General features: G+C 72.4%; 12 protein-coding genes and 1 riboswitch. Of the genes, 4 read left to right on the top strand and 8 right to left on the bottom strand.

Annotated features, from left to right (window positions below; all coding sequences use genetic code 11):
• Positions 1-148 precede the first annotated feature (148 nt).
• The gene (locus ACZ4E1_RS01640) at positions 149-1,945 is read left to right on the top strand and encodes an AMP-dependent synthetase/ligase (protein ID WP_467534797.1); all 1,797 of its coding nucleotides are present in this window, start codon (positions 149-151) and stop codon (positions 1,943-1,945) included.
• Positions 1,946-2,165: 220 nt separating this feature from the next.
• Here the strand turns inward: ACZ4E1_RS01640 and ACZ4E1_RS01635 are convergent, their stop codons facing one another.
• Entirely contained in the window at positions 2,166-3,308 is a 1,143-nt protein-coding gene (locus ACZ4E1_RS01635; RefSeq protein WP_467534795.1) for a glycosyltransferase family 4 protein, read from the bottom strand.
• 92 nt (positions 3,309-3,400) lie between these two features.
• On the opposite strand from ACZ4E1_RS01635, the gene ACZ4E1_RS01630 reads away from it, so the two are divergent.
• Entirely contained in the window at positions 3,401-4,639 is a 1,239-nt protein-coding gene (locus ACZ4E1_RS01630; RefSeq protein WP_467534793.1) for a glycosyltransferase 87 family protein, read from the top strand.
• Between the two features lie 144 nt (positions 4,640-4,783).
• On the opposite strand, the gene ACZ4E1_RS01625 is transcribed toward ACZ4E1_RS01630, so the two are convergent.
• From ACZ4E1_RS01625 to ACZ4E1_RS01605, 5 genes are all read right to left on the bottom strand, one after another.
• Positions 4,784-5,989 (bottom strand): hypothetical protein, encoded by a 1,206-nt coding sequence (locus ACZ4E1_RS01625; protein ID WP_467534791.1) that lies wholly within the window; start codon positions 5,987-5,989, stop codon positions 4,784-4,786.
• Between the two features lie 35 nt (positions 5,990-6,024).
• Positions 6,025-7,059: a C40 family peptidase gene (locus ACZ4E1_RS01620; protein WP_467534789.1), complete on the bottom strand. Its 1,035-nt coding sequence runs from the start codon at positions 7,057-7,059 to the stop codon at positions 6,025-6,027.
• 246 nt (positions 7,060-7,305) lie between these two features.
• Positions 7,306-8,331 carry a C40 family peptidase gene (locus tag ACZ4E1_RS01615; RefSeq protein WP_467535403.1) on the bottom strand — a complete coding sequence of 342 codons (1,026 nt, stop codon included), beginning with the start codon at positions 8,329-8,331 and terminating at the stop codon, positions 7,306-7,308.
• A gap of 285 nt (positions 8,332-8,616) precedes the next feature.
• Positions 8,617-9,969 carry an NYN domain-containing protein gene (locus tag ACZ4E1_RS01610; protein WP_467534788.1) on the bottom strand — a complete coding sequence of 451 codons (1,353 nt, stop codon included), beginning with the start codon at positions 9,967-9,969 and terminating at the stop codon, positions 8,617-8,619.
• Positions 9,970-10,001: 32 nt separating this feature from the next.
• Positions 10,002-10,241, bottom strand: a complete 240-nt coding sequence (locus tag ACZ4E1_RS01605) for a hypothetical protein (protein WP_188339365.1) — start codon at positions 10,239-10,241, stop codon at positions 10,002-10,004.
• A gap of 105 nt (positions 10,242-10,346) precedes the next feature.
• On the opposite strand from ACZ4E1_RS01605, the gene ACZ4E1_RS01600 reads away from it, so the two are divergent.
• Together ACZ4E1_RS01600 and ACZ4E1_RS01595 are read left to right on the top strand one after the other, a co-directional pair.
• On the top strand, positions 10,347-11,096 hold the full coding sequence (locus ACZ4E1_RS01600; protein WP_467534786.1) for a rhomboid family intramembrane serine protease: 750 nt from the start codon (positions 10,347-10,349) through the stop codon (positions 11,094-11,096).
• Between the two features lie 40 nt (positions 11,097-11,136).
• Complete coding sequence (locus tag ACZ4E1_RS01595; RefSeq protein ID WP_188339363.1) at positions 11,137-11,418, top strand: Lrp/AsnC family transcriptional regulator; 282 nt, start codon at positions 11,137-11,139, stop codon at positions 11,416-11,418.
• 28 nt (positions 11,419-11,446) lie between these two features.
• Here ACZ4E1_RS01595 and ACZ4E1_RS01590 read toward each other — a convergent pair whose 3' ends face one another.
• A complete protein-coding gene (locus ACZ4E1_RS01590; RefSeq protein ID WP_467534783.1) occupies positions 11,447-12,838 on the bottom strand; it encodes an aminotransferase class V-fold PLP-dependent enzyme in 1,392 nt (463 codons plus the stop codon).
• Positions 12,839-13,062: 224 nt separating this feature from the next.
• Positions 13,063-13,180, bottom strand: a riboswitch (SAM riboswitch).
• 86 nt (positions 13,181-13,266) lie between these two features.
• A complete protein-coding gene (gene trpD, locus ACZ4E1_RS01585) occupies positions 13,267-14,331 on the bottom strand; it encodes an anthranilate phosphoribosyltransferase (RefSeq protein ID WP_467534781.1) in 1,065 nt (354 codons plus the stop codon).
• Between the last annotated feature and the right edge of the window lie 49 nt (positions 14,332-14,380).

Genomic DNA, 14,380 nt, shown 5'->3' with positions numbered 1-14,380 from the left:
CCCCCTACCGAAGAAGCTGTACTGATGGGTAACGTCCGGGCAGTCCAGTCGTGCTCAGTTCAACCATGATGAGCACCTGCCCGATCTTGGACCGTACCGACGCAGCACACAGAGTCGTGGCGCCGGCGCCCTATGAGGAGCAGCAGTCTTGCGCGAGTTCAGCCTTCCGGCTTTGTACGAGGTCCCTGCCGACGGCAATCTGACCGACATCGTCCGCAGAAACGCCGCGCAGCATCCGGACGTCGCCGTCATCGGCCGCAAGATCGGCGGCACCTGGCAGGACGTCACGTCCGTCCAGTTCCTGGCCGAGGTGCGGGCCGCCGCCAAGGGCATCATCGCGTCCGGCGTCCAGGCCGGTGACCGGGTCGGCCTGATGTCCCGCACCCGTTACGAGTGGACCCTGCTCGACTTCGCCATCTGGAGCGCGGGCGCGATCACCGTCCCCGTGTACGAGACCAGCTCCGCCGAGCAGATCCAGTGGATCCTCGGCGACTCGGGCGCCGTCGCGATCCTCGTCGAGTCGGACGCGCACGCCGCGGCCGTCGCCTCCGTGCGCGACACCCTGCCCGAGCTGCGGCACGTCTGGCAGATCGACGCCGGCGGCGTCGAGGAGCTGAACCGGTCCGGCGCCGAGCTGCCCGACACGGCCGTCGACGAGCGCAGCGCCATCGCCAAGGCCGACGACCCGGCCACGATCGTCTACACCTCCGGTACGACCGGCCGCCCCAAGGGCTGCGTGCTCACGCACCGCAGCTTCTTCGCGGAGTGCGGCAATGTCGTGGAGCGCCTGAAGCCGCTGTTCCGCACCGGCGAGTGTTCGGTCCTGCTCTTCCTGCCCGTCGCGCACGTCTTCGGCCGGCTGGTCGAGGTCGCCTCGCTGATGGCGCCGATCAAGCTGGGCCACGCGCCCGACATCAAGCACCTCACCGATGAACTCGCCGCGTTCCGGCCGACGTTGATCCTCGGTGTGCCGCGCGTCTTCGAGAAGGTCTACAACTCGGCGCGGGCCAAGGCGCAGGCCGACGGCAAGGGCAAGATCTTCGACAAGGCCGCGGACACGGCGATCGAGTACAGCCGCGCGCTGGACACCCCCAAGGGCCCGTCGCTGGCCCTGAAGCTCAAGTACAAGACGTTCGACAAGCTCGTCTACAGCAAGCTGCGCGCGGTGCTCGGCGGGCGCGGCGAGTACGCGATCTCCGGTGGCGCCCCGCTCGGTGAGCGGCTCGGCCACTTCTTCCGCGGCATCGGCTTCACGGTCCTGGAGGGCTACGGCCTGACCGAGTCCTGCGCCGCGACCGCCTTCAACCCGTGGGACCGCCAGAAGATCGGCACGGTCGGCCAGCCGCTGCCCGGCTCGGTCGTGCGGATCGCCGACGACGGCGAGGTGCTGCTGCACGGCGAGCACCTGTTCACGGGGTACTGGAACAACGAGGGCGCGACCGAGGAGGCCCTGGCCGACGGCTGGTTCCACACCGGTGACATCGGCACGCTCGACGAGGACGGGTACCTCCGGATCACCGGGCGCAAGAAGGAGATCATCGTGACGGCGGGCGGCAAGAACGTCGCCCCGGCCGTCATCGAGGACCGCATCCGCGCGCACGCGCTGGTCGCCGAGTGCATGGTCGTCGGCGACGGGCGGCCGTTCGTCGGCGCGCTCGTCACGATCGACGAGGAGTTCCTCGGCAAGTGGGCCGAGGACCACGGGAAGCCGGCCGGCTCCACCGTGGCGTCCCTCCAGGGTGACGCGGATCTGCTCGCGGCGATCCAGAGTGCGGTGGACGACGGGAACGCGGCGGTGTCCAAGGCGGAGTCGGTCCGCAAGTTCCGCGTCCTGGGTGCGCAGTTCACCGAGGACTCGGGGCATCTCACGCCCTCGCTGAAGCTCAAGCGGAATGTTGTGGCGAAGGATTACGCCGAGGAGATCGAGGCGATCTACCGGGGCTGAGCGCGCCCATTCGCCGTTGCGGGTCCTCGCCGGTCGGCGGGGACCCGCTTCGTCGTGGCTGGTCGCGCAGTTCCCCGCGCCCCTGGAGATGCGCACTTCGTGCGCTATCTCCATAGGGGCGTCGGCGGATCGGGGAAATGCGACCCGAAGGATCTGCATTTCAGGGGCGCGGGGAACTGCGCGGCCAGCCCCCACCGGGCCGCAGACGCGCGACGGACCCCTACAACAACCCCCGTAGGCGCTCCGCCAGAAGATCCCAGCGCCACTTCTCCTCGACCCAGGCCCGCCCCCGCTCCCCCATCCGGGACCGAAGCTCCGGGTCCAAAAGGAGCGGCACAATTCGATCCGCCGCAGCCTCGGGGGACCCGCCCCGCACGACCCACCCGGTCTCCCCGTCGAGCACCGCGTCCGGCGCCCCGCCGGAGTCCCCGGCGACGACGGGCAGCCCGGTCGCGGAGGCCTCCAGGTAGACGATGCCGAGCCCCTCGACGTCCAGCCCCCCGCGCCGCGTCCGGCACGGCATGGCGAACACGTCCCCGGCCCCGTAGTGCGCCGGCAGCTCGCTCCACGGCACGGCCCCCGTGAAGACGACCGAGTCCGCGACCCCCGTCTCCCGCGCGAGCCGCCGCAGCTCCTTCTCGTACGGTCCGCCGCCGACGATCAGCAGCACCGCGTCCGGCACCTCCGTGAGGATGCGCGGCATGGCGAGGATCAGCGTGTCCTGCCCCTTGCGCGGCACGAGCCGCGAGACGCACACGACGACGGACCGGTCGCTGAGCCCGAGCCGGGCCCGGATCTCGGCGCCGCCGGAGCCGGGGTGGAAGGTCTTCTCGTCGACGCCGGGCGGGAGTTGGACCATGCGGCCGGCCGCCTCGGGGGTGAGCGCGGCGGCGATCCGGGAGCGCGTGTACTCGCCGAGGTAGGTGATCGTGTCGGTGCCCTCGCCGATGCGGCGCAGCAGTTGGCGGGAGGCGGGCAGCTGGGCCCAGCCCGCCTCGTGCCCGTGCGTCGTCGCGACGAGGCGCCGCGCTCCGGCCCGGCGCAGCGCGGGCGCCATCAGGCCGAGCGGGGCGGCGGCCCCGAACCAGACGCTCGTACAGCCGTGTTCCTTCAGGAGGCCCACCGCGCGGCGGGTCACGCGCGGGGTCGGCAGCAGCATCGTCGTACGGTCGCGCACGACGGTGAAGGGCTGTTCGGCGTCGAAGGCCGCGGTCGCCTCGACGCCCTCCCGGCTCCGCTTCCACGTGGACGCGTAGACGACGAGCTGTTCGGGGTCCAGGCGCAGCGCCATGTTGTGCAGGAAGGCCTGGATGCCGCCGGGGCGGGGCGGGAAGTCGTTGGTCACGATCAGGGTCTTGTGCATCGTGGCAGACAGTACCGAACCGGTGAAGCGGAGCACGGCACGCCGTGGGGGTCCGTGGCCAGGGCGCGGGAGCGGCGGGCATGATGACTCGAATGAAGACGCGAACCCCCACATCGCTGCTCGTCGTCTGGGCCTTGACCAGAACGCTTCTGCTGCTGTGCGTCTTCAAGGTCGTGACGGTGCCGGGTCCGGACGTGACGAGCGATGTGTCGGTGATCTACCAGGGCTGGTTCGACGTCCTGCGCACCGGAACGTTTCCGCTGGACGATGTGACCTGGCAGTACCCGCCGGCCGCGGCGGTCGCGATCCTCTCCCCCAGCCTGCTGCCCTTCCTGGAGTACGCCTCGGCCTTCTTCCTGCTGGCGTTCCTCGCGGACGCGGCGGTCTTCTTCATGCTCCTGTACGTGGCCGAGCGGCAGGGCAAGGCCCGGCGCGGGGTGTGGGTGTGGGTGGCGGGCCTGCCGCTGCTCGGGCAGACGGTGTACGCGCGCTACGACGTGATGGTCACCGCCGTCGCCGTCGCGGCGCTGCTCGCGATGGCGCGCCACCCGCGCGCGGCGGGCGTGCTGACCGGGATCGGAGCGATGGTCAAGGTGTGGCCGGTGCTGCTGCTGATCGGCACGCGGCGCGGCCGGGCCACCCGGGCGACGTGGGGCGCGGCGGCGCTGACAGCGGGGGTGCTCGCGCTGGTGTCGGCCCTGTCGATGCCCGGGGCGTTCGCGTTCCTGACCTTCCAGCGGGACCGGGGTACGGAGGTGGAGTCGCTCGGGGCGCTCGTGTTCCATGTGGCGCGGCGGTTCAGCTGGTCCGGGTCGGTGCAGCTGAACTACGGCTCGGTGGAGTTCCTGGGCCCGCACGTGGATCTGGTGAGCGCGCTGGCGCAGGGGCTGACGGCGCTGGCGTTCGGCTGGCTGGTGCTGTGGCGGCTGCGGGCGCGGGCCTGGTCCTCGTCCACGTTCGCGGACGCCGGGCTGACGGCGGTGCTGCTGTTCACGACGACGAGCCGGGTGATCAGCCCGCAGTACATGGTGTGGCTGATCGGGGTCGCGGCCGTGTGCCTGCTGTTCCGCGAGAGCCGGATGGCGCTGCCGGTGTGGCTGGTGCTCGTGGCGTCGGCCGTGACGTTCCTGGAGTTCCCGGTCTGGTTCGGGCACGTGGTGGCGAGCGACTCGCTGGGCCTGGCGCTGATGCTGGTCCGCAACGGTCTGCTGGTCGCGGCGACGCTGATCGCGTGCCGCCGTCTGTGGCGCGCGACGGTGACCGAGCCCCGCCGCGCGGAGCGCGCCGCGGCCCCGGCCCCGTCCGCCGACGACCGCACCCTGTCCGTCTGACGGCCCGGTGGGGGCTGGTCGCGCAGTTCCCCGCGCCCCTGAGATGCACACCCTTCGGGTGGCATCTCCCCGAGGAGGCGCAGCCTCCTCGGGGCGCGGGGAACTGCGCGAGAAGCCCCACTAAGCCGCACTCGCCCCCGATCCTCAGCCGCCCAATTGCCGGCGCACATACTCCCGCCAGCGCAGCACGAAGTCCTGCTCGCCGATGCCCAGGACGTTCTGGAGGCCGGACTCGACCGCGCCGGAGCGGTCGCCGTGGCGTCCCACGGCCCGGTAGAAGGCGTTCAGCTTCGCCTCGCCCCAGCGGTCGGCGATCATCCTGCAGGCCAGCCAGCCGCTCTCGTAGGCCCGCGCGAGGCGGCCCGGGTCGCTGCTGAAGCCGAAGTCGGCGTCCTCGGGGAGCAGGGTGGGCGCGGTGCCGTCGCGGACCGCGCTGCGCAGTTCGGGCGCGGCCTGCGCGGTGGTGCGTCCGGCGCCCCGGTAGCCGACCCAGTCCGCGTATCCCTCGGAGAGCCACAGCGGGGTCGCCGCGGTGGTCACCGCGCGGGTCGCCACGTGCGCGGTCTCGTGCGTGAGCACGACCTGTTTGCCGACGGAGCCGAGCACCCCGTACGCCTCGGGGTTGATGATCACGCGGTCGGCGGGCGCCGCGCCGGAGCCGCCCGCCTCGCCGGTGGTGACGGCGGCGATGCCCCGGTAGCCGGAGGCGGGGGCGCCGAGGAGCTGTCCCATGCCGTCGAGCGAGCCGGGGACGAGGATCACGACCTCGCGGGCCCAGTCCCGGCCCCAGGCGTCGGAGACGGCGGGCACGGCGCGGTCGGCGAGACGGGCGTAGGAGCGCAGCACGTTGTCCTGCTGGCCGACACCGAGGACGAGGCTGTGGGCGCCGCGGACGGCGGTCACCTTGCCCTGCTCCCACAGCTGCCGCCCGGACTTCCCGGCCGGTTCGTCGCCGACGACGCGCCAGCGGCCGTCGGAGCGCCGCAGGGTCAGGGTCCGCCGGGCGACGACGGGCACGGAGTCGTACCCGGCGACGCGGTAGCGCAGCTCGGCGTCGGCCGTGATCCGGGGGCCGGTGCCGTCGATCCGGTCGACCCGGTACGCCCAGGAGGCGAGAGGGACGGCGGCGAGGTCGGTGAGCAGGTACGGGTCGGCGCCGCCGGTCTCCCGGTAGGCGGTGGCGTCCCCGTCGAGGACGGCGTCCGCGCGCCGGTCCAGGACGCGCTGCACGGCGGCCCCGCGGGCGTCCACGGGCGCGGGTGCCCGCTCGCATCCGGCACTGCCGGAAAGCAGGGCGCCGAGCGCCACCCAGCACCCCGCCCCGCGCACCGCACGCCGTCGACCAGCCATCCCGCTGATCGTACGGCGTGCCGGCGGGCCGGGTCTCAGACGCGGGTCACGGACGAGACGGGCATCATGCCGACCGGGTCGTAGCGGACGGGGGCGCCCGGGTAGGGGGCGTGGATGACCTGTCCGTTGCCGGCGTAGATGCCGATGTGGTGGGCGTCGGCGCCGTACGCGACGAGGTCGCCGGGTCGGGCCTGCGAGAGCGGCACCTGGCGGCCCGCGTAGCGCTGGGCCTGCGAGGTGCGCGGCAGGGCGACCCCGGCGCGCGCGTACGACCACTGCATGAGGCCAGAGCAGTCGAACGCGGAGGGCCCGTTGGCGCCCCACGCGTACGGCTTGCCGAGTGCGGACTGGGCGGCGGCCAGGGCGGTGGCGGCGCGGCCCGAGGAGGCGGGTCCGGCGCCGCTCAGGTCGGGGCGCTCGCCGCCGCGCGAGGAACGCTCGTAGGCGGCGCGGTCGGCGTCCGGCAGGGAGTTGAGCAGTTGCCGGGCGCGGGCGAGCTTCGTCTCGACGCCGCGCTTGTGCCGGGCGACCGCCTTGCGGATCGCGTCGAGCTCGGCGAGCTTGCGGCGGGCCTCGGTGCGCTCCTGCGCGAGGTCGCGCTGGGCGGCGCGCAGTTCGGTGAGCTCGCCGGCGTGCCGGGCGCTGATCCGGTCGAGGGTGCCGGCCTTGTCGAGGTAGGAGTCCGGGTCGGAGGAGAGCATGAGGGCCAGCGAGGGGTCGATGCCGCCGGAGCGGTACTGGGCGCCGGCGAGGAGTCCGAGGGTGCGCCGCATCGCGTTGATCCGCTCCTGGCCGCGGGCCACCTCGTCCTGGGTGGTGCGCAGTTCGGTGCGGAGCCGGTCGGCCCGCTCGTCGGCCTTGTTGAAGGCCTCGGTGGCCTGCTCGGCCTGCTCGTAGAGGCGGTCGACCTCGGCCTTGGTGTCGGCCGGGGTGTCCTTCGGGGCGGCGTCCGCGGGGACGGCGGCGAGTGCGGCGGCCGCCGAGGCGACGGCCACGGTGAGGACGGTTGCGCGAGTGTTCCGGTCGAGACCGGGGAGCCGAGAGTGCGCAGTTCGGCGATGGGACCCCACGGGAAGCCGCTCTCCCTTCCGCTGACGGACCCCCGTGCTCGGGGGAATGCGCGCCGACAGTAGTCGGGCGCCCCGGCCCCCTCCAACGATCGAACAGTGTCCGCACAACGCGGCGCCCCGCCTCTGACGCAGGTCAGTGGCGGGGCGCGGGGTAAGTGCGGGATGCCGGAATTCGCCCGAACGGGCGCGTTTTCCGGTGTCGTTGGTACGAGGATCGCACGCGGACCGGACCGGGTACGGCTCCGGTCAGATGCGGACGCCGAACTGGAAGGATCCGATCGTGCTCATCGACTCGTAGCGGACGACGGCGCCGGGGTGCGGGGCGTGCAGCACCTGGCCGTTGCCTGCGTAGAGGCCGACGTGCGCGAGGTTGTTGAAGAAGACGAGGTCGCCCGGCTTGAGCTGGCTCATGCCGATCTTCGGGCCGTCGTTCTGCTGCGTGTACGTGGTGCGGGTGATGCCCACGCCGGCCTGGTTGTACGCCCACTGGGTCAGGCCCGAGCAGTCGTAGGAGTTGGGGCCGGTGCCGCCGGAGACGTACGGCTTGCCGATCTGGGTGGCGGCGGCGCTCAGGGCGGCGGCGCCGCGCTGGGAGGCGGGCACCTCGTTGCCGAGCTCGACGCGGCCGGCGGCGTCGCGGCTGGCGCGCTGCTCCTTCTCGGCCATCTTCCGGCGCTCTTCGGCGGTGAGGGTGTTCAGGAGCTTCTGGGCCTCGCCCAGCTTGCTCTGAACTTCCTTCTTCTTCTTGCCGAGTTCGGTGCGGGTGTCCGCGAGGTCCTTGAGCTTCTCGGCGGCCTCGGCGCGCTCCTGCGCGAGGGTCCGCTGCTTCTCCTGGACCTTCTTGAGCGACTGGAGCTGCTGGGCGCTCAACGAGTCGAGGGTGGACGCCTTGTCGAGGTAGTCGTCCGGGTCGGCGGAGAGGAAGAGCTGCACGGAGGGGTCGATGCCGCCCGAGCGGTACTGCTGGCTGGCGAGCGAACCGAGGCCCGTGCGCAGCTCGTTGAGTTCCTCCTGGCCGCGGGCGACCTTGTCCTGGATCTCGCCGATCTGCTTCTCGAGCTTCTTCTGCTTCTCCTTGGCCCCGTTGTAGAGGTCGGTGGCCTTGCCCGCCTCTTCGTAGAGCTTGTCGACCTTGGCCTTGACCTCCCCCTTGTCGGGGTTCGGCGCGGCGTTGGCGGCCTGCGAGGTGAGGGCCACGGCAGCGGCGGCGGTCGCGGTGAGCACGGTCACACGGGTGCGGCTCGGCTGCTTGGGTCGACGGTGGGACGCCACGAAGGCGAGCTCCTTCTTCCTCCAGCCGCCCACAGACACCCGGTGGGCGGTGCCCTCCACCGTCGCTCACCTCGTGCGAGCGATCATCCGAGCGGAGGTTCGAGGCCCGACCCTAGTGACCTTCTTGTGATCAGTTCAAATCCTGACGAGAAAAATCTCGGTCACCCACTGCATTCTTTGCACTCAACTCACGTGCAGTGATGTTCGTTTGACGCTACGTTGCGTGAAGGTTTCGCCAATTCGGGCAAGCGGAACGGGTGTTGCGGGATGCCCGCAATCCGGACATCAGCCGTGCGAGAGCCGCTTCAGCAGCATCACGGACGGAACCGGACGGGCCCCCGCCTTCGCCACCCCGTCGGCGACCTCCCGGTCCGTCGAGACGACGATGACCGGACGGCCGGGCGGCTCGGCGCGCACCAGCTGACGGATCAGCTCGTCGGCCGTCACGCCCGCCTTCGAGAACAGGACGCGCACTCCGCGCGGCGGAGCGAGCAGCACCGGCGCGGCCAGCTCCGCCCCGTCGAAGACACAGGTGACCTCGGCGCCGGTCTGCGCCGCGAGTTGGGACAGCGAGCCGAGCAGCCGCAGCCGTTGCTTCTCCAGCGGCATCGTCGGATAGCCGGTCTTGGTCACGTTGTAGCCGTCGACCACGAGGTGGGCCTGCGGCAGCGCGAGCAACTGGTCGAGGATCGCCGGGTCGTGCTCGTCCAGAGCGCGCGCCGCGATGTCCTTCGGAGTCATCCGGCCCGGCTCCACGGCGTCCACCGAGTCGGCGGGCCGCATCGACACCGGCGGCAGCGCCAGCTCCCGGCGCAGCCCCTGCGCCGCGTCGAGCACGGTGTCCAGGAGCAGCCGCACCCGCATGTCCTCCACGCTGCGCCCCTCGCGGGCCGCCCGGCGCGAGGCCTCCAGCGCCGCCTCGACCTCGCCGAGCCGCGCCTTGAGCCGCCGGGTCTCGCTCTCGGCGGCCGACACCTGCGCCTGCCCCTCGGCACGCACCGCGTCGGTCTCGGCCCGCGCCTTGCGGGCGGCGGCCTCACCGCGCTTGACGTCGCTGAGCGCGGCCCGCAGCTTGCGGTGGACGGACTCGGCCTCGCGCCGGGCCGCGTCCAGCTCGGTGCGCAGCCGCTCGGTCTCGGCGCGGGTGTGCGCCTGCGCCTCGGACAGCTGCTCGCGCAGCCGGTCCAGCTCGGCGCGGGTCTGCTCGTCGACGCGCTCGGCGTCGGCCCGCTGCGCCTCCTCGCCGGCCGCGGCGACGAGCTTGACCCAGCCCGCCGGGCGCAGCACGTACGCGGCGGCGGCCACGTCCAGCGGGTCCGCGGCGGGCGGCGGGGTCCCGGAGTCCAGTGCCCCCGCGAGTTCGGGCTGCGCCTCCCGCAGCCGCTCCCCGATCCGCTGGCGGAAGAGGGTGTCGCTCTCCAGCGCGGCGGCCATCGCGTTCCCGGCGAACTTGGCGCGCCGGGTGGGCGTGAACCGCGCGTACTGGCGCAGCTGGGCCGGAAGTTCGTTCATCGTCAGACCGCCGAAGCCGTCCGAGACGATCGCCACGACCCGCCGCCGTACGCCTTCGGGCAACGGCCGGTCGAGCAGCTCGGCGGCTCCGCCGTCCCCGGCCTCCCCGCCTGTGCTCTCCACCATCCGTCACCCCAAAGTCCGTGGGGACCGCTCCGTCAGGAGTCGGCGCCCGGCCTGTCCACGAGTTCGACCTGATCCACCGCGTTGCACCAGCGGCAGCGCACCGACTCGATGGTCTCATCGACCACCTTGCGTTCCTCGACGCTCGGCTCACCGGCCAGGTCGAGGTGGACGTACTCCACGACCTTCGAGGAGCGCGTCACGTCGAAGCGCGTGAGGTTGCCGCAGAGCGTGCAGCGCCAGCGGGTGGTGGCGGTCGGCAGGGGAACCGTCATCGGACTGTGCCTTCTTTCAGCTCTCGGCTCTCGCGGCCGTCTTGCCCGTAACCCTACGGCCTGCCGTACGCCGTCCGCTCCCCGCCTTGCGTCATGCTCTTTCCCATGATCGGCAACGGGCGTGAGGGCATCGCACGGGCGACCGCGTTCCTGAGGGGCCCCGCCCCCGTCACGTACGCCCTGATCGGGGTGTGCTGCGTCGTCTTCGTCCTGTCCCCCGCCTCCGGCCTGAATCCCTCGTACGGCACCGGGGACCGGCTGCTCGCGGCGCAGAGCGCGTACTTCGAGCGGTGGGGCGTGGTGCCCGCGGAGCTGTTCGCGGGGTCCTGGCGGGCGGCGCTCTCCCCGCTGACGGCCCTGTTCGTGCACGGCAGCTGGCTGCACCTGCTGGGCAACATGCTCTTCCTGCATGTCTTCGGCACGATGACCGAGGAGCGCATGGGCCGGCTGCCCTATCTGCTCTTCTACCTGGTCACCGGGTATCTCGCGCTGTTCGGGTACGCCCTGGCGCACGCGAGCTCCGAGCAGACCCTGGTGGGCGCGTCCGGGGCGATCTCGGCGGTCCTGGGCGCGTTCCTGTACCTCTTCCCGGACGCGCGCGTGACGAGCCTGTTCCCGTTCCTCCTCTTCCTGCCGCTGCGCTTCCCGGCATGGGTGGTGCTGCCGTTCTGGGTGGCGCTGCAGTGGGCCGCGGCGGGGCAGGCCGGACAGGGCCCGGGGGTGGCCTATCTGGCGCACCTGGTCGGCTTCTCCACCGGGTTCCTCTACGCATGGGTGCGGTATCGGGGGAAAAAGAGGGGTGCGCGGAGCGCTTCTTTGCAAGGGCGGGGGCGGGAGACGGGAGGGCTAGAGTGAAGGCGACCCACACCACGGCCACCGAGGGAGACAGCCAGCCGTGATCACCGCGATCGTGCTCATCAAGACCAGCGTGGACCGCATCCCCGAGATCGCGGAGTCGATCGCGGCGCTGGAGAGCGTCAGCGAGGTCTTCTCCGTCACGGGCACGTACGACCTGATCGCCATGGTCCGGGTCGCCCGCCACGACGATCTGGCCGATGTCATCCCCGGCAAGATCAGCAAGATCCCCGGCGTGGAGGCGACGGACACCCACGTCGCCTTCCGCACCTACTCCCAGCACGACCTGGAGGCCGCGTTCTCCATCGGCCTCGACGGCTGAGCGGACCTCCCGGAAGCCTCGTCGAGCCTCAGGAGGCCGGGACGCAGCGCCCGTCCTCCGTGCGGTAGGTCCAGCGGGCACCGTCCCGGACGAGCTCGGCCACCGCGGCGACGAAGCGCTCGACGTGCTCGTCGGGGGTGCCCGCGCCGAAGCTGACGCGGATCGCGTTCAGCGACTTCTCGCCGGGCGCCGCCTCGGGGGCGCCGCACTCCCCCTGCTGCTGCGGGTCCGAGCCGAGCAGCGTGCGCACCAGCGGGTGGGCGCAGAAGAGTCCGTCGCGCACGCCGATGCCGTACTCGGCGGAGAGCGCGGCCGCGAAGTGCGAGGAGTTCCAGCCCTCGACGACGAACGAGATGACGCCGACCCGCGGGGCGTCGTCGCCGAACAGCGACAGCACCTTCACCTCGGGCACCGCCGCGAGGCCCTCGCGCACCTTCCGGATCAGGTGCTGCTCGCGGGCGACGAGGGAGTCGAAGCCCGCCTCGGTCAGCGCCTTGCAGGCGGAGGCGATCGAGTAGACGCCGATGACGTTGGGCGAGCCGGCCTCGTGACGGGCGGCGCTCTCGTGCCACTCCACGTCCACGCCGCCGTCCGCGCGCCGGGCGACCTTGCGCGAGGCGCCACCGCCGGCGAGGTACGGCTCGGCCTCGGTCAGCCAGTCGGAGCGGCCCGCGAGCACGCCGGAGCCGAACGGCGCGTACAGCTTGTGCCCGGAGAAGGCGACCCAGTCGACGTCCAGGTCCCGTACGGAGACGGGGTGGTGGGGGGCGAGCTGGGCGGCGTCGAGGACGATGCGGGCACCGTGTGCGTGCGCGGCGGCGGCCAGTTCGCGCACCGGCCACAGCTCACCGGTGACGTTCGAGGCGCCGGTGACGCAGACGAGGGCCGGCCCGTAGGGGTCGCGGTCGGCGAGGGCGCGCTCCAGGGTGGCGACGGCCTCGTCGGGGGTGCGGGGCGCGTTCAGGTAGGTGACGCGGGCGTCGCGCCAGGGCAGCAGCGAGGCGTGGTGCTCGGTCTCGAAGACGAAGACCTGGCAGTCGGCCGGGAGGGCCTGGGCGAGGAGGTTGAGCGAGTCGGTGGTGGAGCGGGTGAAGACGACCTGGTCGTCCTCGCGGCAGTCGAGGAACTCGGCGACGGCCGTGCGGGAGTTCTCGAACAGGTCGGTGGACAGCTGGGAGAGGTACCCGGCGCCGCGGTGCACGCTGCCGTAGTACGGGGCGTACGCGGCGACGTCGTCCCACACGCGCTGGAGGGCGGGGGCGCTGGCCGCGTAGTCGAGGGCGGCGTAGGTGACTTCGCCGCCGGTGACGAGCGGCACGGTGACGTCGCGGCCGAGGACCGGCAGCGGGGCGCCGCAGGCGGGGTCGGCGGACTCGGCGCAGGCGGCGGTGACGGCGGCGGAGGGGGTGTGAGCGGACATGGGTGTCTCCCGGCAGGACAAGGCGAAGGGATGGAGAGATCCCGCACGGCGGATATGACGGTGCTCAAAAGGCCGTCGGCGTACGGGTGTTGACCTCGACGCACGGCGGCACGGAGGCCCGGCCGGGCGGAGGGTGTGGTGGAGAAGGGGCGAGAAGCCCTAACGCATTCGCTTGCTCACGAGACTGCTCCCTCGAACGACCCAGGACCCCAGGATTCGCGAGGGGTCCGCGCTTGCCACGCGCCTTGCTGCGCATGGCCTGGTCTTCACCCGGGGCACCCCGCCACGGACGGAGGGTTGCCGGACAGCGAGCCGGGGCCTAAATCGCTGTCACTCATGACCTTGAAAAGCATCCTGCCACACGTCTCGGAAACGGCAAGGGCGCAGTCCAGATTCTGGACTGCGCCCTCGGTCAGGCAGGTGCCGCGTCACTTCTGGGTGGCGGCCACCCAGCGCTCCAGGGCCGCCTTGGCCGCCCCGCTGTCGATCGAGTGCGCGGCCCGCTCCATGCCGGCCGCGATCTGCTCGGCGAGCGTGCCCTCGCCGGGGCGCACGGCGACGAGCGCCGCCGCCGAGTTGAGCAGCACGGCGTCGCGGACCGGACCGCGCTCGCCGTCGAGCAGGCGCCGCGCCACCTCCGCGTTGTACGCCGGGTCGCCGCCGCGCAGGGCCTCGATGGGGACCGGCTCGATGCCGACGTCGCGCGGGTCGAAGCGCTCCTCGCGCACGGCGCCGTCGCGCACCACCCAGACCCGGGAGGTGCCGGTGACGGTGAGCTCGTCGAGGCCGTCGTCGCCGCGGAAGACGAGCGAGGAGTTGCCGCGCTCGGCGAAGACTCCGGCCACGACGGGCGCCATCCGGGCGTCGGCGACCCCGACGGCCTGGGCGCGGACCCGGGCCGGGTTGGTCAGCGGGCCGAGCAGGTTGAAGACGGTGCGGATGCCGAGCTGGCCGCGGGCGGCGCCGGCGTAGCGCAGCGCGGGGTGGAACTTCACGGCGAAGCAGAAGGTGATGCCCGCCTCCTCGGCGACCTGGGGCACCCGGGAGGGCGGCAGGTCGAGGTTGACGCCGAGCTTCTCCAGGACGTCGGAGGCGCCGGAGGCGGAGGAGGCGGCCCGGTTGCCGTGCTTGACGACCTTGGCGCCCGCGCCGGCCACCACGATGGCGGACATCGTCGAGATGTTGACGGTCTTGGCTCCGTCGCCGCCGGTGCCGACGATGTCGACGGTCTCGCCGGGCACCTCGATCACGTTGGCGTGCTCGTACATGCCGCGGACCAGACCGGAGATCTCTGCGACGGTCTCGCCCTTGGCGCGCAGGGCGACCGCGAAGCCGGCGATCTGCGCGTCGGTGGCCTCGCCCCGCATGATCCGGTCCATCGCCCACGCGGTGTCGTCGGCGCTCAGGTCACGGCCCTCCAGCAGGCCGTTGAGGACGGAGGGCCAGGAACGGCCCGCCGCGGTGTCGCCTCCAGCGGGGGTCAAAGCGCTCATCGCCGCTCCTGGTGATACGCGTAGGACAGGTGAGAAAGGGGCGCTCCCA

Source organism: Streptomyces sp. NPDC025806 (assembly GCF_055558275.1).
Note: the sequence above shows the minus strand (reverse complement) of the source record. Positions and strands in the feature narration are given on the sequence as shown.